The 23,697-nt window shown below is 67.8% G+C and carries 23 protein-coding genes; 4 read left to right on the forward strand and 19 right to left on the reverse strand.

Annotation, left to right across the window (positions count from 1 at the left end):
• Positions 1–56: 56 nt before the first annotated feature.
• Positions 57–896 carry a shikimate dehydrogenase family protein gene (locus ACFVVC_RS11445; RefSeq protein ID WP_387452890.1) on the reverse strand — a complete coding sequence of 280 codons (840 nt, stop codon included), beginning with the start codon at positions 894–896 and terminating at the stop codon, positions 57–59.
• Between the two features lie 137 nt (positions 897–1,033).
• Here ACFVVC_RS11445 and ACFVVC_RS11450 point away from each other — a divergent pair, with 137 nt between their 5' ends.
• Complete coding sequence (locus tag ACFVVC_RS11450; RefSeq protein ID WP_387452893.1) at positions 1,034–2,371, forward strand: MFS transporter; 1,338 nt, start codon at positions 1,034–1,036, stop codon at positions 2,369–2,371.
• 88 nt (positions 2,372–2,459) lie between these two features.
• On the opposite strand, the gene ACFVVC_RS11455 is transcribed toward ACFVVC_RS11450, so the two are convergent.
• From ACFVVC_RS11455 to ACFVVC_RS11470, 4 genes are read right to left on the reverse strand one after another with little or no spacing between them, the layout of a single operon-like run.
• Positions 2,460–2,885 (reverse strand): hypothetical protein, encoded by a 426-nt coding sequence (locus ACFVVC_RS11455; RefSeq protein ID WP_387452896.1) that lies wholly within the window; start codon positions 2,883–2,885, stop codon positions 2,460–2,462.
• Between the two features lie 7 nt (positions 2,886–2,892).
• Positions 2,893–4,134, reverse strand: coding sequence for an ABC transporter permease (locus tag ACFVVC_RS11460; protein ID WP_387452899.1), 1,242 nt, complete (start codon positions 4,132–4,134; stop codon positions 2,893–2,895).
• Entirely contained in the window at positions 4,131–4,856 is a 726-nt protein-coding gene (locus ACFVVC_RS11465; protein WP_387452902.1) for an ABC transporter ATP-binding protein, read from the reverse strand. The genes ACFVVC_RS11460 and ACFVVC_RS11465 overlap by 4 nt, the downstream gene beginning before the upstream one ends.
• The gene (locus ACFVVC_RS11470) at positions 4,853–6,385 is read right to left on the reverse strand and encodes an efflux RND transporter periplasmic adaptor subunit (protein ID WP_387452905.1); all 1,533 of its coding nucleotides are present in this window, start codon (positions 6,383–6,385) and stop codon (positions 4,853–4,855) included. Before ACFVVC_RS11470 ends, ACFVVC_RS11465 begins: the two co-directional genes overlap by 4 nt.
• A gap of 301 nt (positions 6,386–6,686) precedes the next feature.
• On the opposite strand from ACFVVC_RS11470, the gene ACFVVC_RS11475 reads away from it, so the two are divergent.
• Positions 6,687–7,121: a hypothetical protein gene (locus tag ACFVVC_RS11475; protein WP_387452908.1), complete on the forward strand. Its 435-nt coding sequence runs from the start codon at positions 6,687–6,689 to the stop codon at positions 7,119–7,121.
• A 7-nt stretch (positions 7,122–7,128) separates the two neighbouring features.
• Here the strand turns inward: ACFVVC_RS11475 and ACFVVC_RS11480 are convergent, their stop codons facing one another.
• The 12 genes from ACFVVC_RS11480 to ACFVVC_RS11535 form a co-directional block, all read right to left on the reverse strand.
• Positions 7,129–7,941, reverse strand: coding sequence for an IclR family transcriptional regulator C-terminal domain-containing protein (locus ACFVVC_RS11480; RefSeq protein WP_387452911.1), 813 nt, complete (start codon positions 7,939–7,941; stop codon positions 7,129–7,131).
• A 35-nt stretch (positions 7,942–7,976) separates the two neighbouring features.
• Positions 7,977–8,657, reverse strand: a complete 681-nt coding sequence (locus ACFVVC_RS11485) for a 3-oxoacid CoA-transferase subunit B (RefSeq protein WP_387452914.1) — start codon at positions 8,655–8,657, stop codon at positions 7,977–7,979.
• A gap of 1 nt (position 8,658) precedes the next feature.
• Positions 8,659–9,348: a 3-oxoacid CoA-transferase subunit A gene (locus ACFVVC_RS11490; protein WP_387452916.1), complete on the reverse strand. Its 690-nt coding sequence runs from the start codon at positions 9,346–9,348 to the stop codon at positions 8,659–8,661.
• Positions 9,349–9,352: 4 nt separating this feature from the next.
• Positions 9,353–10,567, reverse strand: coding sequence for a thiolase family protein (locus ACFVVC_RS11495; protein WP_387452919.1), 1,215 nt, complete (start codon positions 10,565–10,567; stop codon positions 9,353–9,355).
• A complete protein-coding gene (pcaC, locus tag ACFVVC_RS11500; RefSeq protein WP_387452922.1) occupies positions 10,564–11,001 on the reverse strand; it encodes a 4-carboxymuconolactone decarboxylase in 438 nt (145 codons plus the stop codon). Before pcaC ends, ACFVVC_RS11495 begins: the two co-directional genes overlap by 4 nt.
• A complete protein-coding gene (locus ACFVVC_RS11505; RefSeq protein ID WP_387452924.1) occupies positions 10,998–11,816 on the reverse strand; it encodes an alpha/beta fold hydrolase in 819 nt (272 codons plus the stop codon). The genes pcaC and ACFVVC_RS11505 overlap by 4 nt, the downstream gene beginning before the upstream one ends.
• The gene (locus ACFVVC_RS11510; protein ID WP_387453453.1) at positions 11,809–13,260 is read right to left on the reverse strand and encodes a lyase family protein; all 1,452 of its coding nucleotides are present in this window, start codon (positions 13,258–13,260) and stop codon (positions 11,809–11,811) included. Before ACFVVC_RS11510 ends, ACFVVC_RS11505 begins: the two co-directional genes overlap by 8 nt.
• A gap of 20 nt (positions 13,261–13,280) precedes the next feature.
• The gene (gene pcaG / locus ACFVVC_RS11515; protein WP_387452927.1) at positions 13,281–13,838 is read right to left on the reverse strand and encodes a protocatechuate 3,4-dioxygenase subunit alpha; all 558 of its coding nucleotides are present in this window, start codon (positions 13,836–13,838) and stop codon (positions 13,281–13,283) included.
• Positions 13,839–13,842: 4 nt separating this feature from the next.
• Positions 13,843–14,715 carry a protocatechuate 3,4-dioxygenase subunit beta gene (gene pcaH, locus ACFVVC_RS11520; RefSeq protein WP_387452930.1) on the reverse strand — a complete coding sequence of 291 codons (873 nt, stop codon included), beginning with the start codon at positions 14,713–14,715 and terminating at the stop codon, positions 13,843–13,845.
• Positions 14,716–14,768: 53 nt separating this feature from the next.
• Positions 14,769–16,637, reverse strand: coding sequence for a bifunctional sugar phosphate isomerase/epimerase/4-hydroxyphenylpyruvate dioxygenase family protein (locus tag ACFVVC_RS11525; protein WP_387452933.1), 1,869 nt, complete (start codon positions 16,635–16,637; stop codon positions 14,769–14,771).
• Positions 16,637–17,518, reverse strand: a complete 882-nt coding sequence (locus ACFVVC_RS11530) for a shikimate dehydrogenase (protein WP_387452936.1) — start codon at positions 17,516–17,518, stop codon at positions 16,637–16,639. The genes ACFVVC_RS11525 and ACFVVC_RS11530 overlap by 1 nt, the downstream gene beginning before the upstream one ends.
• Positions 17,519–17,683: 165 nt before the next feature.
• Complete coding sequence (locus tag ACFVVC_RS11535) at positions 17,684–18,559, reverse strand: IclR family transcriptional regulator (RefSeq protein WP_387452939.1); 876 nt, start codon at positions 18,557–18,559, stop codon at positions 17,684–17,686.
• Positions 18,560–18,789: 230 nt separating this feature from the next.
• Here ACFVVC_RS11535 and ACFVVC_RS11540 point away from each other — a divergent pair, with 230 nt between their 5' ends.
• On the forward strand, positions 18,790–20,109 hold the full coding sequence (locus ACFVVC_RS11540) for an MFS transporter (protein ID WP_387452942.1): 1,320 nt from the start codon (positions 18,790–18,792) through the stop codon (positions 20,107–20,109).
• A gap of 106 nt (positions 20,110–20,215) precedes the next feature.
• Here the strand turns inward: ACFVVC_RS11540 and ACFVVC_RS11545 are convergent, their stop codons facing one another.
• Positions 20,216–21,304 carry an ATP-dependent DNA ligase gene (locus tag ACFVVC_RS11545; protein WP_387452945.1) on the reverse strand — a complete coding sequence of 363 codons (1,089 nt, stop codon included), beginning with the start codon at positions 21,302–21,304 and terminating at the stop codon, positions 20,216–20,218.
• 50 nt (positions 21,305–21,354) lie between these two features.
• Positions 21,355–22,278: an AEC family transporter gene (locus ACFVVC_RS11550; RefSeq protein ID WP_387452948.1), complete on the reverse strand. Its 924-nt coding sequence runs from the start codon at positions 22,276–22,278 to the stop codon at positions 21,355–21,357.
• A 155-nt stretch (positions 22,279–22,433) separates the two neighbouring features.
• Between ACFVVC_RS11550 and ACFVVC_RS11555 the strand changes: the two genes are divergently transcribed.
• Positions 22,434–23,660 carry a pyridoxal phosphate-dependent aminotransferase gene (locus ACFVVC_RS11555; protein WP_387452951.1) on the forward strand — a complete coding sequence of 409 codons (1,227 nt, stop codon included), beginning with the start codon at positions 22,434–22,436 and terminating at the stop codon, positions 23,658–23,660.
• Positions 23,661–23,697 lie beyond the last annotated feature (37 nt).

The raw sequence follows: 23,697 nt of genomic DNA on the forward strand, positions 1-23,697 counted from the left end.
GCACCGCTCAGGTTTGCCGGGCTTCAGCGCCTGTCCGATCATATCGGTGGCGGCTGTCAGGACCTTTCCCGGAGATCCTCCAGCGTCTCCTGCAGCAGCCCGCGGACCCGCCCGTCCAGGTCCAGCAGCGGGACCATGGCCACGGCCTGCTCCCGAAGGTGGTCCCATCCGTCGATGCAGCGGACGCCCAGGCCGCGGGCCCGGGCCACGCTTGAGGTGGCGTGGCGGGCGTAGACGAAGTCATAGAGGACGGCGTCCGGCGCCAGCGGGGCGCTGCCCCACGCGGGACCGTCCGAGCTGTCCTTGCCGATAGGGGTGGCGTTGACCACCAGGGATACCCCGGCGGCGAGGTCCTGCGCCGCACGCCATGTGACGGTCCGGGAATCGATGCCAAGTTCCAGGCCAAGGTCCGTCAGCTCTTCGGCGGCTCGGGAGTCCTGGTCAGTGATGGACACGGCACCCACGTTTCCGCGCAGGGCGATCAGCGCCGCCCTGGCCGCTCCGCCGGCCCCGAGAAGCAGTGCGTGCCGGTGCGAGGTTCCGCCCAGCAGCACCTCCGCTGCAGTGATGTCGGTGTTGTGCCCCACCAGTTCCCGGTCCTCCCTGACCAGGAGGTTGCAGGCACCGCTCAGCCGGACCGGGCCGGTGACGCGGTCCGCGGCCTCTGCAGCCCAGTGCTTGTGCGGCATGGTGACGTTGGCCGCCAGGATGTCCGGCTCCAAAAGCCTGCCCCGGGTCCTTAGCAGGTCGCCGCCGGCAGGGACGTCCCAGGGTTCATAGGTCCAGCCATTGCCCAGTTCCCGCAGGACGGGGTTCCACAGATCGGGAGACATGGCCCTGGACGCAGCGGACCCGATCAGGACCAGGCGGGATGCCTCCACAAGGGGATTCGTCATGACGCACCTTTCGCGCAGTGCCATTGTGATTGGCCTCACTGGCTAGTATCCTCTATTCAAACGCATATCGCACACTTGTTCGGTATGCGCACAAAATGAGAATTCACGCTTACCTTCAGCGCGGAAGGACACCCCCCATGACAGACATCGCAGCAGGCTCCCAGGCCCAGTACACGCCGGACGCCCAACGCCGCCTCAAGCGCGCCAGGAAGGCGGCGCTGGCCGCCTTCCTGGGCGGCGCCCTGGAGTATTACGACTTCTTCATTTACGCCACCGCTGCGTCCCTGGTCTTCTCGAAGATCTTCTTCCCTGCCGGGGACCCGACCATCGCGCTGCTTGCCTCGTTCGCAACCTTCGGGGTCGCCTACGTCGCCAGGCCGTTCGGCGCCGTCGTCTTCGGCCACCTGGGTGACAAGATCGGCCGCAAGAACACACTGGTACTCACCCTCGTGCTCATGGGCAGCGCCACGTTCCTCATCGGCGCCCTGCCTGACTTCAATGCCGCCGGCTACTGGGCCCCTGCACTGCTGGTGCTGCTTCGCCTGATGCAGGGCCTTTCCGCAGGCGCGGAGACCGCCGGCGCCTCGGCCCTGTCCACCGAGGAAGCCCCCGAGGGCCGCCGCGGCTTCTTCGCCAGCTTCTCCATGAGCGGCATTTCAGCGGGCATCGTCCTCGCCTCCCTGGCGTTCCTGCCCGTGGCCGCCATGAGCGAGGCGGACCGGCTCGCGTGGGGCTGGCGGATCCCCTTCTGGCTCTCCATCGTGGTGCTCATCGTCGCGTACCTGGTGCGCCGCTCGCTGGAGGAACCGGAGGTCTTCGAGGAAGAGCAGGACCATGGCGAACTGGTGAAGCTGCCGTTTGCCAAGATGTTCCAGACCCATCCCGCGCAGTTCTTCCAGGTGGCGCTGATGTCCTTCGAGACGGTCACCAACACCTTCATGCAATCGTTCGGCCTGGCCTACGCCGTGTCCGTGGGCGTGCCCGCGTCCACCATGCTGTGGGTGAGCATCCTCGGAAACGTCCTGGCGATGGCCAGCCAGCCGCTGATGGCCCGGTTGTCCGACACCTATGGCCGCCGTCCGATCTTCATCGCCGGCGTCCTCGGCTCCGGCGCCATGATCTTCGTGTACTTCTCGGTGATCTCCACCGGCAACGTCCCGATGATCTTCCTCACCAGCACCCTGATCACCGCCGGAACATACGCCATGTCCAACGCGATCTACCCGGCGTGGTTCTCCGAGCTGTTCAACGTCAAGGTCCGCTACTCCGGAATGGCGATCGGCCTCCAGATCGGCATCCTTTGCGCCGGCTTCACCCCGCTGCTGGGGACCGCCCTCGTGGGTGCTGAGAAGGCCAACTGGGGTCCGGCCGCCTGGATTGTCGCGGCATCATCCATCCTGGCCGTCACCGGAGCCCTGTGGGCCCGCGAAACCGCCAAGACCCCGCTGCGGGAACTCGGCAACCCGGTCAGGTAGACCCCGGACTGCCCGGACCCGCACAAAATGAGGCCGACGACGGGACCCAACTCCCGCCGTCGGCCCCACCTTTTGCGGGCCGGACGCCCTACTGGCCGGCCGCACCCGTGGGCGCGGCGGCCGGGGCGGTAGCACCATTGGTGCCGTTGCGGCGGCCCTGGCCGGGCGTTTGGGTGCCGGTGGTGTCGCCGGCACCGGCCCCGGCGCGGCCATTGGTTCCCTGGAAGTTGCCTACGTTGGTCCGGCCGGCCCGGGCGCCGAGGTCAAGCTGCTTCTGCACCATCGAGCCGCCGAAGAATCCAGCCACCACCAGCAGTACGCAGACCAGTACTTTGGTGGTGCGGCCAGGCGTGTACCGCTTCCTGGGAATGAAGGGTTCGTCGCCGGCCTGGACGTCGGCCGGCTGGTCCGGGAAGGACCCGTAGTCCTCGCCGGGGGCCGTCAGGGGAACGGGAGCGGGCAGCGCTTCGGTGGCAGCGTCGGTGTCCGGGTTGTATGGGCTGGAGCTGTTCACGGGTTTCCTATTCATAGCGGAGGGCATCGATGGGCCGCAGCTTCGCGGCCTTGTTGGCGGGGTAGACCCCAAAAACCAGTCCAATGACGGCCGACACCGCCAGGGACAGCCAGACCGTCCAGGCCTGCACCTCGGGCTGGACGCCGAGCACGGGGAACGCGCTGCCCGCAAAGCCGACGGCGATCCCGGCCACCCCGCCGATGACCGAAATCACCAGGGATTCGATCAGGAACTGCGTCACGATGCTGCCCCTGGACGCGCCGATGGCCTTCCGTATGCCGATCTCCCGGGTCCGTTCCGTCACGGTGACCAGCATGATGTTCATGACGCCGATGCCGCCGACCAGGAGGCTGATGGCAGCCACCGCGCCCAGCAGGATGGTCAGTGTCTGGGTGGTGTTGGTGGCGGTGGTGAGGATCTGCGCCTGGTTGCGGACCTGGTAGTCACGGTTGGTGGAGTCGACGTGGTGGCGGGCGTCCAGGATCATCTGGATCTCGTTCTGCGCCTGGTTCATGACGTCCGCGGAGGCCGCCTGCACTGTAATCGATGCCAGCGTGGGCGCATAGCCGGTGAACTTGTTCTGCGCGGCGGAGAACGGCACCACCACGATGTCGTCGGGATCGTTCAGGCCGGTGGACCCCTTGACCGCGAGAACGCCGGCTACCGTGAAGTTTTGGCCGTTCAGCTGGATGGTCTGGCCCACGGCGGAACCGGTGGTGGTGCCGAAGAGATCGCTAGCCACCGTGTTTCCGATGACTGCCACCGGGTTCCCTGCCTGCTGGTCTGCCTCGGTGAAGGACGCCCCGGACGCCATGGTGCTGTTGGTGATATCGAAGTACGAGGACGTGGTCCCGAGGAAGCTGGCAACGGAGTGGGTGGCGCTGGTGTACGTTGCGGTGACGCCCTGCGCCTGGACGATCGGCGCGGTGCGGGCCACATCGGGGGCCAGGACGGCGTCCGTGAGGGCGTGCTCGTCCTCGAGGGTGAGGTTGGTGCTACGGGTGCGGCTTGCCCCGGCCTGCCCGCCGGTGCTGCGGCCGCCCACGCTGGTGGACCGGCTGACGGTCAGGACGTTGGTGCCCAGCTTGGCGATCTGGGCTTTGATGTTGTTGCTGGTCCCCGCGCCGACCGCGAGCAGGATGATGACGGCGGCGATGCCGATCAGGATCCCCAGCGTGGTGAGGACGGAACGCATCTTGTTGGCGGCCACCCCGGTGAGGGCGAAGCGCGCAGATTCGAGGAGGTTCACTGCGCCACCGCCAAAGTTCCTGCGGGCACCGGCTGCTGCCGGACATCGGAGATGATCCGCCCGTCCTGCATCCGCACCACCCTGCCGGCGCGTTCAGCGACATCCATTTCGTGCGTGATCATCACGATGGTCCGCCCGCTGGCGTGCAGGTTCCCGAAAAGGTCCAGGATTTCGGCCGAGGACCGCGAGTCCAGCGCCCCCGTGGGTTCATCGGCCAGCAGGAGGACGGGGTTGGTCACCAAGGCCCTGGCGATGGCCACGCGCTGCTGCTGGCCCCCGGAGAGCTGCGAGGGCTTGTGGCCTGCTCGACTGGACAAGCCCACGGTATCGAGCATGGCCAGGGCGCGGCTGCGCCTCTCGTGGCGTCCCACCCTGGCGTAGGCGAGCGGCATGGCCACGTTGTCCACCGCCCGGGTCCTGGAGATCAGGTTGAAGTTCTGGAACACAAAGCCGATCTTGCGGTTGCGGATCTGGGCCTGCTGGTACTCGTCCAGCTCCCGGGTGTTGATGCCGTCCAGGCGGTAGCTTCCGGTGCTGGGCGCGTCGAGGCAGCCGATGATGTTCATCATGGTGGACTTCCCGGACCCCGAGGCTCCAATGATGGCCACGAAGTCGCCCCGTTCGATCGCGATGTCCACGGCGTCCAGCGCGCGCACCTCCGCCTCGCCCTTGCCGTAGACCTTGCTGACGCCGGAGAGTTCGATGACGGCTGGCACGGTCACTGGCCGCCGTTCCGGGTGCCGCCGCCGCGGGTGCCCGCGCCGCCCAGGCCGCCGGCGCCGAATCCTCCGCCGGTGGTGGTGCTGCTGGTGTCAAGCGTGCTGGAAATGGCCGGAAGTTCCACCTGGTCCCCGTCGGCCAGCCCGGTCAGGACCTGGGTCCGCCCGTTGGCGCTGATCCCCGTGGTGACCGTCACCGGCGTCGGCGTACCGTTCTTGAGGACGTTGGCCGTCTGCCGGTTCCCCGTGGTGGTGATGGCGAGGCTGGGTACCACCAAGGCGTCGTCGGCCGTCGCGGTGGTGACCGAAATGTTGGCGCTCTGGCCCAGGCGCAGGCCAGCCGGCGGATTCGCGATGGAGACGGTCACCGGATAGGTGACCACGCCGTTCGTGGTGCTTGAGGTCTGGGCTATGGATACAACCTTGCCGGTGACCGGCGCGGCGGCGGGATCCTGGGCCAGGGCGGGAAAGGTGAACTGGGCCGTCTGGTCCGGCTTCATGTTGGTGACATCGGACTCGGAGAACCCGGCAACCACCTGCAGGTGGCCGGTGTCGCTGATGGTGACCAGGCCGCTGCCGGAGCTAGAGCCGACGGAGGACGCTGCCCCGGAAGACGTGGACGTGGCCGCTCCGGTGCCACCGCTGGCGGTGGCTCCGGAGGAAGCTGCCGAGGAACCCGAGGAGGATCCCGTCAGCGCGCCGGCCGTGGCGGTGACTGACGTGACGGTTCCGGTCACTGGGGAGGTCAGGTTGCAGGCGGCGAGGTTCGCTTTGTCCGTTTCGACCGCGAGTTGGGCGCTGGTGACGTTGGTGCCCCCTGCCGAGGCCGCCGAGTTTTGGGCGTTGCCCAGGGCAGTGGTGGCGGAGGCAACCTGCTGCTTGTCCTTGAGCTGCGTGGAGGCGGCCTGGTTCTGCGCCTGGGTCAGCGCGGCCTGGTCCTTGGCAAGCTGGTTCTGGGCCGCCGCCACCGGGTCAGTCCAGTTGGCAGGCTTCGGGGTGGGGGCGGGCACGGCCTGGGCGGCAGTCACGGCAGCGTTGTCGGCATCCACGGCCTTCTGGGCCGCGGCAACCGCAGCTGACTGCTGGGAGGAGTCCAGGCCGGCGGACTGCTGGGCGTTCACCAGGGTCTGGTTCGCCGTCGCCACCTGCCCGGCGGCGGATACCTGCTGCTGGTTGGCCTGTGCCGTCACCGAATCCAGCTGGGCTTGGGCCGCGTTCAGGGCGTTCTGGGCGTTGGTGGGATCAATGGACACCAGCAACTGCCCGGCGGTCACCTGCTGGCCCAAGGTAGCTGCCACCGATTGGATCACGCCGCTGCAGTTCTGGGCGCTGACCACCGTGGTGGTTTGCGGGGCGACGTTGCCCGAGGCTGTGGCCACCGAAGATATGGCCGCCTTGCCCACCGTTACCGTGCGCGCGGCCGCCGACGGGGTGGTGGAGCCAGCCGCCGTGGCCGTGAGGTAGGTGCCTGCGCCGAGGCCAAGAATGACGGCGCCCAGGCCCAGGTTGATAACAAGGGATTTTGAGGTCATGGCTGGACCTTAAAAGGGGCACCTGAAGAAATGCCGTGAAAATGGTGGGAGCAGGGCAATGGGGACCTTTTGTGTCGCCCCGCTCCGGGGGCGGCTGTGTGACAATGGGCGGGATTTACACATCACACATCTTGGGGGAACCATGTCAGAGCGCGCAGATTTCGATGCCACACCGTCCGGCCAGGAGGGTGGGCATGGAGCTCGACTCCCACAATACGGCCAGAGTTCCTCCGACGCGTGGGTACCTCCTGCGGGCCATTTTCAGTCCCCACTGCCGCGGCCGGCCGTGCGGGAAGATGTGGTGCGCGGGGCTGTCTATGCCCTTGCGGCCGTACCCGTTGGCGTAGTGGCGTGGGTGGTGCTGTGGAACATGGGCTGGATGGCCTCCATCGTCGCGCTCATCGCCGCTGCCCTGGCTGCCCGGTTGTACGTCCTGGGAACAGGAGGATTGATCAGCCGGCGGGGCGCCTGGGTTGTCGCCGCTGTGACCGTTGGGACGGTCCTGCTGTCGTTCTGGGGCGGCATGCTGGTAGACGCGGCGAAGTTCCTTGGCGGCGGCTCTCCGTTGACCATGCTGGCGGATGCCGAAACCTGGGACCTCCTGCTCTTCAACCTGGCTACCAACCGCGAACTCGTTGACGGGTACGGCGGCGATTTCCTGCTGGCCCTGCTGTTCAGCGGACTGGGCTGCTTCGTCACACTCCGCCGGCTGTTCGCACAGACCCGGACCAGCTAGTGCCCCGTTAACCGCGGGCGGTGAGGTCGGCGGAAATGAGTTTCGCCGTCGCCACGATTTCCTGTGCCACGGAAGCCAGGTAGGCGTTGCGGTCCGGTTTGGCCTCCACCGACTGGGCCTGCAGGGACACGTTGACCGCCGCGACCACCTTGGAACCGTCATAGACGGGGGCAGCCACGGACATCAGGCCCAGCTCAAGCTCCTGGTCCAGCAGGCACCAGCCCTGGGCCCGGACAGTCTCCAGCACAGCCAACAACTCCGGGACGCTGCCCAGGGCGCGGGGGGTGAGCGGTTTGACCTCGGCCGCCGCCAGGTAGGCCTTGAGGTCCGACGCCGGCAGGTGGGCCAGCAGCACGCGGCCCATCGACGTGGCGTACGCCGGGAAGCGGGTGCCCACCGTGATCCCGATGGTCATGATGCGGCGGGTGGTCACCCGGGCGATGTAGGCAATGTCCGTACCGTCCAGTACGGCGGCGGAGGTGGACTCGCCCAGCTTCAGGGAGAGCTCCTCAAGGTGCGGCTGGGCCAGCTGCGGCAGTGACAGGCCGGAAAGGTACGCGTACCCCAGCTGGAGCACCTTGGCCGTCAGCGCGAACGTCTTCCCGTCGGTCCGCACGTAGCCCAGCTCCACCAGGGTGTGCAGGAACCGGCGTGCGGTGGCACGGGTCAGGCCGGTCCGGCCCGCCACCTCGGTGAGGGTCATCACCGGCCGGTCGGCATCGAAGGCGCGGATCACCGCCAGGCCGCGTGCCAGCGACTGGACGTACTGGTCGCTGGCCTGCGGTGCGGCCTGGGTGTCTGTGCGGACGGCGTCAATCATGGTTACCAATCCTAGGTGCGGTGACCGGCTCGGGCTCATCCGGCGGCGGGCGTGGCCTTCAGCGGGACGGGTACCAGTTCCTGGAGTTCTTCGAGGGTGGTGCCGAAGGTTTCGCGGACGGTGATGCCGTGGGGGCCGGTGAGGAAGACGGCTTTGTCGGTGTAGACGCGGGTGACGCAGCCGACGCCGGTGACGGGGTAGGTGCAGGCCTCGACGATTTTGGAGGCGCCGTCGCGGGTCAGGAGGGTCATCATGACGAAGACGTCCTTCGCGCCGGTGGCCAGGTCCATGGCACCGCCGACGGCGGGGATCGCCCCGGGCGCCCCGGTGTGCCAGTTCGCGAGGTCACCGGTGGCGGAGACCTGGAAGGCGCCCAGGACGCAGATGTCCAGGTGCCCGCCGCGCATGATCGCGAAGGAATCGGCGTGGTGGAAGTACGAGGCGCCGGGCAGTTCGGTGACGGGGATCTTGCCGGCGTTGATGAGGTCCTCGTCAATCTCGTCGCCTGTGGCTTCGGGTCCCATGCCGAGCATGCCGTTCTCGGTGTGGAGGGTGATGTTCTGTTCCTCGGTGAGGTAGTTGGACACCAGGGTGGGCTGGCCGATCCCGAGGTTCACGAACGAGCCCGGGGCGATGTCCCGTGCCACGAGCCGGGCGAGGTCGTCCCTGCCCAGGGGCGTCTCGGACGTCTTGATGCTGGTTTCGGTGAGGCTCATCTCAGGCCACCTTTTCTGCTGCGCTGCCGCTGCGGGCAACTTTGACGACGGTGTTGACGTAGATCCCGGGGGTGACCACGTTCTCCGGGTCCAGCCCGCCGGTGGGGACGATCTCGGCGACCTGGACGATGGTGTGCTTCGCCGCGGCGGCCATGATGGGGCCGAAGTTCCGGGCCGTCTTCCGGTACACCAGGTTGCCCTTCCCGTCCGCCTTGAGGGCCTTGATCAGGGCCACATCGGCGTGGATGGGGGTCTCGAAGACCTGCCCGCGGCCGTCAATGATCCGGGTTTCCTTGCCCTCGGCCAGCATGGTCCCGTACCCGGTGGGGGTGAAGAACCCGCCGATCCCCGCGCCCGCGGCGCGGATGCGTTCGGCAAGGTTGCCCTGCGGCACCAGCTCCAACTCAATCTCCCCGGCCTTGTACTTGGCATCGAAGTGCCAGGAATCGGACTGCCGCGGGAACGAACAGATCATCTTCCGCACCCGGCCTTCCTTGATCAGCAGGGCGAGGCCCTGGTCGCCCTGGCCTGCGTTGTTGTTCACCACCGTCAAGTCCGTGGCCCCGCACTCAAGCAGCGCATCGATCAGTTCGAACGGCTGCCCGGCGTTGCCGAACCCGCCGATCATCACCGTGGAACCGTCCTTGATCCCGGCCACGGCCTCCCGGACCGAATCAACAAAAGTCAGCATTTTCCTAGCCCTTCACTGGTTTTGCCGGCGGGGCGGCGGTGACGTTTTCGAGGACGACGGCCAGGCCCTGGCCCACGCCGATACAGATCGCGGCGACACCCCAGCGCTGCCCGGAGGCCTGCAGGGACCGGGCCAGGGTGCCCAGGATCCGGGTCCCGGACGCGCCCAGCGGGTGGCCCATCGCAATCGCCCCGCCATGGGCGTTCACGATTCCGGGGTCAATCCCCCAGGCGTTGATGCAGGCCAGGGACTGCGCGGCGAACGCTTCGTTAAGTTCGACGGCGCCCACCTGGTCCCAGCCGATGCCCGCCTTCGCGAGGGCCTTGTTCGCCGCCTCCACCGGGGCGTAGCCGAAATACTGCGGATCATTCCCGTGCGCCCCGCGGCCCGCGATCCGGGCCAGCGGATCCAGCCCCAGCAGCCCGGCGGCAGCCTCACTGCCAATCCAGGCCGCGGACGCGCCGTCGGACAACGGCGACGCGTTCCCCGCCGTGACCGTCCCGTCCTCCGTCCGGAACACCGTCTTCAACCCGGCCAGCTTCTCCGCCGACGAACCCGCACGGATGCCCTCATCCCGCACCAGATCAGTCCCTGGGACCGGGGCGACCAGGTTGTCATAAAACCCCTCATCCCAGGCCGCGGCGGACAGATTGTGCGAGGCGGCGGCAAACTCGTCCTGCGCCTCGCGGGTCACCCCGTACTTTTCCCGCAGCCGCTCGGTCGCCTCACCCAGTGAGATGGTCCACTCCTTCGGCATCGCCTTGTTTACCAGCCGCCACCCCAACGTCGTGGACGCCAGCGTCATATCCCCCGCCGGGTACGGCTTCTCCGTCTTCGGCAGCACCCACGGGGCACGGGACATCGACTCCGCCCCGCCCACGAGCATGAGGTCGGCGTCGCCGGCGTTGACCTGCCGCGACGCGATGATCGCCGCGTCCAACGACGAACCACAAAGCCGGTTCACCGTAGTCCCCGGGATCGAGACCGGAAGACCAGCCAGCAGCGTGCCCATCCGGGCGATGTTCCGGTTCTCCTCACCCGCACCGTTCGCGTTCCCGAACACCACCTCATCAATCCGCTCAACATCAAGACCCGGCGCACGCTGCACCGACTCCCTGATCACATGCGCCGCCAAATCATCCGGACGCACCCCCGCAAGACCGGAACCGAACTTGCCAAACGGGGTGCGCACAGCGTCGTACACAAAAGCCTGGTTCATGAAGGGGCATCCATTTCTTTGAAGACCTGCTGGGCAGTTTTGAAGGCGGTGTTGGCGGAGGGAACGCCGCAGTAGATGGCGGTCTGCAGCAGGATCTCCTTGATCTCGTCCCTGCTGAGGCCGTTGGTGATGGCCGCACGGATGTGCATGGCCAGCTCCTCCCAGTGGCCGTGGGCCACCATGGCGGTGATGGTCACCGCGGAGCGCATCCGGCGCGGGAGCCCGGGCCGGGTCCAGATGCCACCCCACGCAATGCGGGTGATCATGTCCTGGAAGTCCTCAGTGAATTCGTCCTTGTTGGCGTTGGCCCGGTCCACGTGCGCGTCTCCGAGCACTTCCCGCCGGACCACCATGCCGCCGTCGTAAATTTCCTGGCTGGTGGCGCCGGGCTGGACCACGCCGTGGCGCTCCGGGCCGGCCTGCCCGGCGCTCACTTGGCGGCCTCCCTTGATTCGGCCCAGCTGATCAGGCTGCGCATCAGGTCGGCGACGTGGGCGGGTGCTTCCGCGGGAGCGAGGTGCGAGATGCCCTCCACCGTCACGGCGGTGGCAGTGCCGCCCCCGGCACTGATGCCGGTGGCCACTTCGTCCGCCATGTCCGGCGTGGCCACGGCGTCCAGCGAGCCCGCAATGACCTGGGTGGGGACTGTAATGCCGCCGAGTTCACCGCGCACGTCGAAGGCCGCCAGGGCTTCGCAGCAAAAGGCGTAGCTGAAGCGGTCGGCATCGCGCAGCGAATGCAGGAGCCGGCTGCTGAACTCCGGTTCGCGGTCCATGAAGCCCGGGGCGAACCACCGCTGCGCGGAGCCCTGGATCATCACGGGCGTGCCCTGGGTGCGGACCGTTTCGGCGCGCTCCAGCCAGGCCTCGGGGGTGCCGATCTTCGCGCCGCTGTTCTGCACGGAGAGGCTCCTGAGCCGTTCACCGTGCGTGATCCCGAGCTGCAGGCCCACCGCGCCGCCCAGCGAGACACCGGCGTAGTGGAAGGCTTGGTCCGGGGCGATGGAATCCACGAGATCCACGACGGCGTCAGCCAACGCCGCGACGTCGAAGGGCTCCGTGGCCGCGGGTGAGACGCCGTGCCCGGGCAGGTCCCAGGCCACTACGTCGTAGTCGTTGCCGAGCAGGGACGCCGCCCGGTTCCACAGGATGGACGATGTGCCCAGGGACGGACCCACCACCAGCAGGGGGTGGTCGCCCAGGGGCCGCTGGGGTGAGAGCAGCGCTGCTTTGACAGCCGGTTTAGCCACGGGACGCTCCGTTCGCGTTGGGGGTGCGGGTAACAAATTCAGGGAAGGCGGCCAGGATGCGGCGGGAAATCTCCGCCGATTGGCCCAGGTAGCCGGCGGGGTCCAGGAGTTCCGCCAGCCGGGCGTCCGGGACGGCGTCAGGGGGGACGGCCTCACGGAGCAGTTTCCGGTAGGTTGCCGCCTGCTCCCCTGCCGGTGCCCGCAGGGTCCGGTCCACGACGTCCTGCAGCTGTTGCTTGCCGCTGCGGCCGGCGTTCTCCGCCAGCAGCGGGGCAATTGCGGCATTGATGCCCTCCGCCAACAGCAGCGGGCCGGCGAGGTCCAGGTTGCGGCCCATGGCATCCGGGAAGACCTGCAGTCCTTCCGCCAGTTCGCGGAGGTGGCCGGCGGCGCCGAGGGTGAGGGACAGGAGCTGGCGGAGTGCCGGCCACTCGGTGTGCCAGGCCCCATCCGGGCGTTCGTCGTTGAAGGTGGCGGCGGCCAGGTGCAGCTGGGCTGCCAGGCCGGGGGCCTGCAGTGCGGCGCTGCGAACCAGGACGGACAGCACGGGGTTCTGCTTTTGCGGCATGGCGGAGGACACGCCGCGGCCGGCCGCACGCGGTTCGGCGACTTCCCCGACTTCGGGGCGGCTGAGGAACAGCACGTCGGCGGCGATTTTGCCGCAGGCGTCCAACACCGCGGCCAAGGCGTTGCCCAGCGAGGTGATGGCCAGCCGGTTGGTGTGCCAGGGAGCCGGCGCCGGGGCCAGGCCCAGCTGTGCTGCCAAGGCGTCGACCAGACTGAACGGTGTGGCGTGGGTGCCGTCAGTCAGCACGGTTCCGGCGGCCAGCGTTCCTGCCGCGCCGCCGAACTGCACGGGGAACTCCAGGGCCGCCAGCTGCCGGCCGGCCGCCGCCACGCCGTGGAACCACTGCGCAGCCCGGAGCCCGAAGGTGAACGGGAGCGAGTGCTGGGTCAGGCTCCTGCCCACACACAGCGTCCCGGCATGCTGCTCCGCCAGGTGCGCGAGCGCCGCCGCCGTGCCATGCAGGTCTGCCAGTACGGCCTGCACGGTGTTCCGCGCCAGCAGCATGAGGGCGGTGTCCAGCACGTCCTGGCTGGTCAGGGAGGTATGGACGGCCTTTCCGGCCCCAACCCCGGCGGTGTCGAGTACCGCCGCCTGCTTCCGGAGGTCGGCCAGCAGCGGGATCACCGGGTTGCCGCCGCCCTGGGCGCGCAGCGCGATATCGGCGAGGTCGTAACGGCCCGCCTCAGCGGCGGAAGCGACGACGGCGGCGGAACCGGCAGGCGCCAGGCCGGCCGTTTCCAGCACGGCGGCCCAGCCGGATTCGACGGCAAGGATGGCTGCCAGCACTGCCCGGTCCCCTGTCAGCGCTGCCACCAGTGGTGACGCTGACACGGGACTGAGCAGCCCGGCGTCGGCCTCTTCCGCGAAGCCGCGCATGTCTCCCAGGGCGGCGTTGGTCACTGGAAGTCCAGGAAGACCGTCTCGCCCTCGCCCTGGAGGCGGATGTCCCAGGTGAGGCCGCCGTCTGCGTCGCGGCGGGCAATCAGCGTCTTGCGGCGTTCGGGATCCAGCGAGCTGAGCAGGGGGTCGTTGGCCAGGGCCTCGGTGTCCTCCGGCAGGTAGAGGCGGGTGAACAGGCGGTTGGTCAGGCCGCGGGCGAAGAGCGCCACGGAGATGAACGGGGCCGCGCCCGGCTTGGTGGGGCCGGGGTTGACCGTGGTGAACGTGAAGACGCCGGAGTTGCCGACGGCGCCGCGGCCCCAGCCGGTGAAGGTGTAGCCGTCGCGGACCAGGGAGCCGGTGCGCTGGACGACGTTGCCGCCGGCGTCCGGCTGCCAGATTTCCAGGATGGCGTCCGGGATGGTGTGGCCGGCGCCGTCGTAGACGGTGCCCTGGAGGCGGATGGAGCCGGGCGAGCCGGGTGCCAGGAGCTCGTTGTCTTTTTCGAACGGGAGCGCGTAGCCGTAGAACGGCCCGACGGTCTGGCCCGGGGTGGGAACAAGTTTGGTGCCCATTTTCCTACTCCTCGTCACCTTCTGCGCCGAGCGCCTCGTTTTCGGTCCAGGTCCGCTTGGGCCCGGTCAGGACGATGTCCCAGTTGTACCCCAGCGCCCATTCGGGCTCGGTGAGGCTGTGGTCATAGGTGGCCACCAGCCGGTCGCGGGCGTCCTGGTCCACGATGGTCTGGTAGATCGGGTCCAGCGGGAAGAGCTGGTCGCCGGGGAAGTACATCTGGGTGATGATGCGCTGGGTGAACTCGGTGCCGAACAGCGAGAAGTGGATGTGCGCCGGGCGCCACGCGTTCAGGTGGTTCTTCCAGGGGTAGGCGCCGGGCTTGATGGTGACGAACCGGTACGAGCCGTCCGGGCCGGTGATGCAGCGGCCGATGCCCGTGAAGTTGGGGTCGATCGGGGCCGGGTGCTGGTCACGCTTGTGGATGTAGCGGCCGGAGGAGTTGGCCTGCCAGATCTCCACCAGCTGTCCCGCCACCGGACGGCCGTCGCCGTCCAGGACCTTGCCGGAAACGATGATCCGCTCACCCAGCGGTTCGCCGTTGTGCTGGATGGTCAGGTCCGATTCCAGCGCGTGCACATCCTGGTGCCCGAACGCCGGCGAGTACAGCTCGATGGTTTCGGGGTCAGCGTGCTGAAGGCTCTTGGTGGGGTGGCGCAGGATGCTGCTGCGGTACGGCGGGTAGTCCAGCCGCGGCTGGGTCTCCGGCAGGCCGCCGTCTTTGAGGGCCCGCTGGTATGCCTCGCCGATGGCGTTGATCTCTGCACTGAGGTCCGCCTGCGATTCGATGGCCTTGTCCAGTGGCTGGTGGGCAGCCTTCGGTTCGGCCGGGGGCACGAGTTCCTCCGACTCCAGCTCTGCGGTGATGTCTTCCGGCACGGCTGGCTCCTTTCTCATCTGTTGGGTTTGTGGTGTCTGTGGTCTGGGTTGGCTCAGGTGCGGTGCAGTGAGTCGTACTGCACGGCGTGGCGTACCGGGGCGTTGGGGGCGCCGTACCCGTCGTAGCTGCCGCGGCGTTCCACCATTTCGAAGAACACGCTGCCCACGGTGGCGGTGTAGAAATGCAGGAATTCCCCGTCCGCGTCCCGGTCGAAGAGCAGGTTGAGTTCCTGCAGCGTGGCCAGGAACCCGGGTTCAAGGTCGAACCGGGCGTCCAGGTCCTCGTAGTAGTTGGCGGGGATCTGCAGGAACTCTAGGCCCTTGTCGCGGGCGGCGCGGGCCGTGGCCACGAGGTCGTCCACGGCGAAGGCGATGTGTTCCTGGTACGTTTTCTGGCCGTGCGCCTGCTGCACCGGGGCGAGGTTGAGCACCAGGCGCACCGCGCCGTTGGAGGTCTGCATGACCTGGGAGCGCACCAGGCCGCTGGGGCTGGGGACCTCGGCGAACGGCTGGGGCTCCAGGGCCAGGGCGCTGGTGTAGAAGAGGACGGCTTCGTCGAAGTGCTGCCACGGCTGGGCAAGGTTCACGTGGTCAATGACGGCCCGGGCTCCCGCGGACGGGTGTTCGAGGCCTTCGCCGAACTCGCGGGTCCAGGCGGCGGTGCCGTCCGGGCTGCCCTGGCAGAGGAAGATTTCGGTGGAGTCCGGGGCCGCGATGCCTTGGAAGACTTCCTCGTCGGCCTGCACCTTGCGGGCCACCACGGGGGCCTTGAGCTGCTGGGCGCGGGCCGAGGCAATCACGGGTGAATCGACGTCGAACCCCAGCGCGGCAATGGCGGGCTCGGCGTGCGAGGCCGCCTGTTCGTTGATGATCACGCGGGCATGGCCCATGGTCCAGAGCTGGACGTCCTTGGTGCGGTGCCGCCCCTCGAACGCGAAACCGAGCTGGCCCAGGAGCCGCTCCAGTTGCGCGGTATTGTCCGCTTTGACCTCGGCGAAGTTGAAGGCGGCCGGTTCGTTGACCTTGGGCAGGGTGGCCAGTTCCATGGGATAACGACGGCGGGGCGCGCCACCGCCGGGAGCGGTGCCGGCTGCGGGGGTGTCGGCGAGCCAGTTGGCGCTCTGTTCCTCCAGCCAGATCAGCGACCGCATGGCGTCGACGGCCGTGCGGTCCACGTCGGACTGCCGGAAGACGTCGTTGAAGACCTCCAGGGACACCGGGCCGGTGTACCCGGCACGGACCACGTGGCCCATGAACTTTGCCAGCTCGAACTGGCCCTCGCCCGGGAAAACCCGGTAGTGGCGGCTCCAGGACAGCACGTCCATGGAGAGTTTGGGGGCGTCGGCCACCTGGACAAAGAAGATTTTCTCCGGGTTGACGCTTTCGATCGGCGCCGTGTCCCAGTCCCGGGAGAGGATGTGGAAGGAGTCCAGGCAGGTCCCCAGGTTGGGGTGGTCCACGGTCTCCACCAGCCGGTAGGCGTGCTCGTAGTCGTTGACGTACTTGCCCCAGGCGAGTGCCTCGTACGCCACCTTGACGCCGTGGTCCCCGGCCAGCTGCGCCAGCTCGGCGAGCTGTTCGGCGCGCAGGCCGTCGTCGTCGATGGTGGCCGTGGCAACGTTGGAGCACACGAGGATGGTGTCCATGCCCAGGCGGGACATGAGCTTGAACTTCGCTTCGGCGCGCCGGAGGTTGGCCTTGAGCAGGTCCGGGGTGACGCCGTCGAAATCCCGGAACGGTTGGTAGAGGTCCAGGCCGAGGCCAAGGTCCGCTGCCATTTTCCGCACGTCCTCGGGGCTGAGGGGCGACGTGACCAGGTCCTGCTCGAAAATCTCGATGCCGTCGAACCCCGCGACGGCGCAGGCCTGCATCTTTTCCTTCAGCGTGCCGGACAGGCAGACGGTGGCAATTCCCGTACGCATCAGGCTGCCACCTCCTCGGCGGCCACAAGCTCCAGGAAGTGTGCCCGCATCCGGTCCGGGTCCGCGTCCTGGCCGGTGAAGATCCGGAAGGCGTCCGCTGCCTGGCCCACGGCCATCCGCCCGCCGTCCAGGACCTCGCAGCCCTTGGCGCGGGCCCCGCGGACCAGTTCGGTCTCAATGGGGCGGTAGACGATGTCCGCCACCCAGTGGCGTTGCTCCAGCAGGTCCAGGTCCAGCGGCAGGCCGGGGTGGGCGGCCATCCCCACGGGGGTGCAGTGCACCAGCCCGTCGGCCAGCGGCATCAGCCGCGGCAGGTCCGCCGGCGTACCTGCCATGATGGCGCTGTCCGGGAAGAAACCCTGCAGCTCGGCGGCCCGGGCTGCGGCGCGGGCGGGGTCCATGTCCACCAGGTCAAGAGTCCGCACGCCAGCCGTGAGCAGGGCATAGGCGACGGCGGATCCGGCGCCGCCGGCGCCCAGCTGCACCACGCGGTCCAGGCGGGCTCCAGGGAGTCCGGATGCCAGGGCGGCGGCGAAGCCGGAGAAATCGGTGTTATGCCCGATGAAGCGGCCGTCCCGGATGACCACCGTGTTGACGGCGCCCAGGCGGCGGGCGTCCGGGGAGATCTCGTCCAGGTGTTCCAGGACGAGCTGCTTGCAGGGGTGGGTGATGTTCAGGCCATTGAAGCCCAGGGTGCGTGCACTCTGCAGGATGGTGCCGACGGATTCCCCGGACAGGCCCAGTTCGAGGAGGTCAATGGGCCGGTAAAGGTAGCGCAGGCCCTGCACGTCCCCTTCGCGTTCATGCATGGGCGGGGTGAGTGAAGGCATGACGCCGTCTCCGACCAGTCCCACGAGGTAGGACTCAGTTCGATTACTCATCCGTGCAGCTCCTTTGGTAACGGCACCGAAGGGCTGCGTCCACGCGGGGAGCGGCTTGTCCGGTGATAGGGATTACAGTACAGCACTTGTTCACTTTGCGCACTCCGGTTCGAGATACGAACAATATTGATGGATCGCCGGGGGTCATTGGCGCGGTTGGGGCGGTCAGCCGCGCTGTGGAAGGCGGTCGGCGAGCTCCGCGGCCGCCTCCTGCAGGACCGGAACGTGCGCCTCCAGCTCTTCAAGGCTGAGGCGGAAAACGGGGACCGCCGTGGCCACCGAGGCGAAGGCGTGCCCCTGGCTGTTGAGCACCGGGACGGCCACGGCGCGCATGCCGGCCTCATTCTCCTCATCCATGACTGCGTAGCCACGGCGGCGCACCTCATCGACTTCCCTGCGGAAGGCGTCGCGGTCCGTGATGGAACGTTCGGTAAGGGCCTCCAGCGGAAGCTCCGAGAGCAGCCGCTCCCGTTCCGCGTCGTCGGCGAAGGCCACCAAGGCCTTCCCCACGGCAGTCGTGGAGAGGGAGCCCAAGTGGCCAGGGTCGCTGGTGACGCGGAAGATCTGCGGACCGTCCACCTTGCTGACCGTGAGGTGGTGGAGGCCGTCGCGGACACTGAGGATGGTGGCCTCACCCGTCCGCTCGGTCACCCGCCGCAGGATGGGCAGGGAGGTGCCGGCGAAGCCGTGATGGTTGGAGACCCGCTGGCCGAGCTGGAAGATCCGCAAGCCCAGGTGGTAGCGGCGGCCCTCCGGCTCATAATCAACGAAGCCGTCGCGCGCCAACGATCCCAGCAACCTGTACGTGGTACTGAACGGCAGCTCCGCACGCCGCGAGATTTCGGCCGCGCTGGCCCCGCGGGGTTCATCCCCCAGGAGGACCAGCAGGCTAAGGGCCTTGCCCACCATGTCCGGGCGCTCCGCCGCCTTGGTGGCGGCCTTGGGTTCGGGCGGCAGGGCATTGACGGGCACCTGGTCGGCTACAGCCCGGCCAGGCACAGTGGGTTCGTCGTCGGCCACTGTGGTTTGGTTCACACTCATGCCTCGATGTTGCCACAATGTGAGAGCTATTTCTAGATCGTGAGTATTTTCTTGACAAGTGACTGCCCTCACAGTCATAGTTTCTGTATCGCAAAAGTAGCTCTCACCATGTGGCTACAAATTGCCGGGTCTTTCCGGACTCCAGCCGCATCGCGCCGCCCGCACCCAGGCAGCGGCGGCTGCGACCACCAGATCCATCCGCGACAATGTCGTCACACCAAAGGAACACCATGAGCCAGACACTTCCGTCCGCCGGGGCGGGTGCCCTCACCTCCGGCGGGACGCCCAAGAAGGCAGCCCTTGCCAGCTTCCTCGGCAGCGCCGTCGAGTATTACGACTTCTTCATCTTCGGCTCCGCAGCCGCACTGATCTTCCCCAAGGTCTTCTTCCCCGACGCCGACACCAACGCGGCGATCATGTCCTTTGCGACGTTCGGCTTCGCCTATGTGGCCCGGCCGGTGGGCGCCATCATCCTGGGCCACTTCGGCGACCGGGTGGGCCGCCGCAAGGTCCTGATGTTTACGCTCTTGCTGATGGGCGCCTCCACGTTCGTGATCGGCTGCCTGCCGGACTTTAGGACCGTCGGCTGGTGGGCTCCGGTCCTGCTGGTGCTGGCCCGCCTCTGCCAGGGCCTCTCGGCCGCAGGCGAGCAAGCCGGCGCCTCCTCCATGACACTCGAGCACGCCCCGGACAACCGCCGCTCCTTCTTCACCTCATGGACCCTCACCGGCACGCAGGGCGGCCAGATCCTCGCCGCGCTCGTCTTCATACCCGTCCTGGCCCTGCCGGACGAGATCAAGTTCGGCATCGGCTGGCGCATCCCGTTCTGGCTCAGCGCCGTCGTGGTGGTCGTGGCGTTCCTGATCCGGCGCACCCTGCACGAGCCGCCCGCCTTCGAGGAAGCCCGCAAGACCGCCCAGATCGCCAAGCTGCCCGTCGCCGACCTGCTCAAGGGCCACTGGCGCGACGTCCTCCGCGTCATCTGCTGCGCGTTCATCGCCGCCGTGTCCACCGTGTTCGGCACCCTGGCCATCAGCTACGCCAAGACCGTGGCCGGCGTCGACGGCACCACCACCCTATGGCTCGTGGTGGGCGCAAACCTGGTGGCCCTGGGCACCCAGCCGCTCTTCGGGATGCTGGCTGACAAGATCGGCCGCAAGCCCGTCTTCATCTACGGTGCCGTGGCCAGCGCAATCCTCACCCCGGTGTTCCTGCTGAGCCTGGAGTCCGGCAGCATCCCCCTGATGTTCCTGGCCGCCATCGGCTACTTCTCCGGTGGCTACGCGGCAGCCAACGCCGTCTGGCCCTCCTTCTACGCCGAGATGTTCAGCACCAAGGTCCGCTTCTCCGGCCTGGCCATCGGCACGCAGCTCGGCTTCCTGATGGCAGGCTTCGCCCCGGCCATCGTCGCGGCCATGGGCGGCATCCAGCCCGGCGGCTGGGTACAGATCTCCATCTTCACCGGCATCATCTGCGCCGTTGCCGCCGTCTCCGCCATGACCGCCAAGGAGTCCTTCCGGACCCCCACCAGGCTGCTGGGCGTGAAGTAGGCGCCGAAAGCGTCAAACCGGCCCGGTTTTAGAGCCGGAAAGCCCGCCATTCCCCCAAATGGCGGGCTTTCCTGTGTGAAAGATGGGCTGCTTCGGCAGCACTCTGCTACGGGCGGCCGGTCTCCAGGACCGAGGCGAGGTCGAAGTTCACCGGCTCCTCGAGCTGGGCGTAGGTGCAGGATTCCGGGTCGCGGTCCGGCCGCCAGCGGTTGAACTGCGCGGTATGCCGGAACCTCTCGCCCTCCATGTGGTCGTAGCGGACTTCCACCACGAGCTCGGGCCGCAGCGGGATGAAGGACAGGTCCTTGCCGGCGCTCCAGCGGCTGCCCTCGGCGTTCCGCGGCGTCCGCTCGCCCTCTTCCTGCTTGGCCCAGGCCCATGGGTGGTGGTCGAAGTCTGTCACCAGCGGCTGGAGCTCGTCGAACAATTCCTTGCGCCGTTTCATCGGGAAGGCGCCGATCACGCCCACGCTGGCCAGGCCGCCGTCGTCCTTGTACAGGCCCAGCAACAGGGAACCGATAGCGTCGGGCCCGCTCTTATGGAGCCGGTAGCCGGCCACCACGCAGTCAGCGGTCCTTTCGTGCTTGACCTTGAACATCACCCGCTTGTCAGGTTCGTACCGGCCCTCCAGGCGCTTGGCCACGATGCCGTCCAGCCCCGCCCCCTCGAACTGCTCAAACCACTGCGCGGCGGTGTCCTTGTCCGTGGTGGCTGCCGTCAGGTGGACGGGCGCGCTGCTCCCCGCGAGCGCCTTCTCCAGGGCTGCCCGCCGCTCCGAGAACGGCCTGCCGGTGTAGTCGTCATCGCCAAGGGCCAGGAGGTCGAACGCCACGAAGGAGGCGGGCGTCTGCTGGGCCAGCAGCTTCACCCGGCTGGCGGCGGGGTGGATGCGCTGCTGCAGGGTATCGAAATCGAGCCGGTCTCCGGAAGCGCCCACCAGGATGATCTCGCCGTCCACCACGCAGCGGGGCGGCAGGTTCTCCTTCAGGGCGGCCACCAGCTCCGGGAAATAGCGGGTCATGGGTTTCTCGTTGCGGCTGCCGATCTCCAGGTCGTCCCCATCCCTGAAGATGATGGACCGGAAGCCGTCCCATTTGGGCTCGTAGCTGAGGTCCCCGCCTCCTGGAATCCCGTCGATGCCGCTGACGGCCTTGGCGAGCATGGGCGGGACGGGCGGCATCACGGGAAGTTCCATAGCGCCCATTCTTGCCCGGCCGGGCCTCCGGCCGGTAGGGCGGCACGATTTCAGGCGGCCAAAAGCCAGACGATCAGCACCAGCACCGGTGCCGCGGCGGCGGTGGAGAGCAGGATGGTTTCCCGTGCCACGGCAACGCCGCGGCCGTACTTGCTGGCGAACAGGAACACGTTCTGCGCGGAAGGAAGCGCCGCCATGAGCACCACGCCCAGGAGCATGTGATGGTCAAGGTTGAACAGGAAGCGTCCGACGACGAAGGCCACCATGGGCATCACCGCGGACTTCAATGCCGTGGCAGTGAGGATTTCGGGGGTGTGGCCGGCACTTCGAAGCATGGTGGTTCCGCGCAGCGACATCCCGAACGCCAACAGCACCACCGGGACGGCCGCGCCGCCCAGGAGCGTCAGCGGGGCCATCACCGGGGCAGCGAGCTCCAGGTGCAGCGCGGCCAGGACCACACCCAGGAGCGAGGCGATGATCATGGGGTTCCGGAAGGGCTGGGTGAGCATCAGCCGGGGAGAGATCCGTCCCGCGGCGGACAGGTCCAGCAGGGTAAGGACCAGGGGGGCGAACAGGAGCAGCTGGACCAGGAGCACGGGGGCCACGGGGGTGGCGTCCCCCAGCGCATAGAGCGTTATGGGGATGCCAATGTTGTTGGCGTTGACATAGGACCCTGCCATCGCGCCGACGGCTGTCTCGGCGAGCGGCCGCGGAAACCAGATCCGGCTGGCTGCCACGTACAGCAACGCGGTGGCGGCGGCCGTGATCACGGCCAGCGGCACGTAGGCGGAGAAGACCACTGACAGGTCCGATTTCAGCACCACCGTGAAGAGCAGCACCGGGTTGGTGATGAAGAAGGCGGTACGGGTCAGTGCCATGATGGTGGGTTCGTCGCCCAGGCCGCAGCGTGCAGCGAGGTAACCCACGGCGATGACGACGCCGATCACGGCGAGGCCAACGAGCACTCCGCCCATAGGAGGTACTTCCTTCCGGTCCCGCGCCTGCGGCCCGGTGCGGGACCAGCGGGACTACAAGTACCCAACTTATCGAACAAGTGGCCTGCGGTCGGCAGGCGTCCACCACGTGGGCTGCCGCACGCCGCGGACCGGCGTGTGTGAAAAAATCAACCATGCGCGCCATGCAACATTCCAGCAAACTCCAGAACGTCCGGTACGAACTCCGGGGACCGATCCTGCAGGCGGCCAAGAACATGGAAGCCGAGGGCCACCGGATCCTCAAGATGAACCTGGGGGACACGGCGCCTTTCGGGCTGGAAGCGCCGGAGTCCGTGGTGGTGGACATGATCCACCACCTCCGCGGCGCCCAGGGCTACAGCGATTCCAAGGGCATCTTCACGGCGCGGACCGCCATCTCGCAGTACTACCAGACCCGGGGCCTGATGAATATTGGCGTCGAGGACATCGTGATCGGCAACGGCGTCAGCGAACTGATCAACATGTGCCTGCAGGCGTTCCTGGAGAACGGCGACGAAATCCTGGTCCCGGCACCGGACTATCCCCTGTGGACGGCGGCCGTGACCCTGACAGGCGGCAAACCCGTGCACTACCTCTGCGACGAAGCGGAGAACTGGTGGCCGGACCTGGCCGATGTGGAAGCGAAGATCACCCGCCGCACCAAGGGCATCGTGATCATCAACCCGAACAACCCCACCGGCGCTGTCTACCCGCGCCACATCCTCGAACAGTTCGCGGCGTTGGCCCGGAAGCACAACCTGGTCCTGTTCTCTGACGAGATCTACGAGAAAGTGCTGTACGCGGACGCCCGGCACATCCATACCGCGGCAGTGGCCGAGGACATCTGCTGCCTGACGTTCAGCGGGCTGTCCAAGGCCTACCGGATGCCTGGCTACCGTGCCGGCTGGGTGGCCGTCACGGGGCCGCTGGCCGCCACTGCCGGTTACCGCGAAGCCCTCGAACTGCTCGCGTCGCTGCGCCTGTGCGCCAACGTTCCCGCCCAGCACGCCATCCAGACCTGCCTGGGCGGCTACCAGAGCATCGAAGCCCTGGTGCAACCGGGCGGCCGGCTGCGGGAACAGCGCGACCTCGCCCACAAGCTGCTCACGGCCATCCCCGGCGTCACCTGCGTGCCGGCGTCCGGCGCCATGTACCTCTTTCCCCGCCTGGATCCGGAGCTCTACCCCATCAGGAGCGACGAACAGTTCGTCCTGGACCTGCTCCGGGACCAAAAGATCCTGGTCTCCCACGGCTCGGCCTTCAACTGGCCCGCACCGGACCACTTCCGCTTCGTGATCCTCCCCTCGGTGCTGGACATCGAGGAAGCCGTCCGGAGGATTTCCACCTTCCTGGCCGCCTACCGGGGCGGAACGACGACATGAAACCGCCGCGGCGCGAAGAACTAACCGCGCCCTAACC

Origin of the sequence: Pseudarthrobacter sp. NPDC058196 (assembly GCF_042882685.1) — a bacterium.
In the GTDB taxonomy this organism is placed as follows: domain Bacteria; phylum Actinomycetota; class Actinomycetes; order Actinomycetales; family Micrococcaceae; genus Arthrobacter.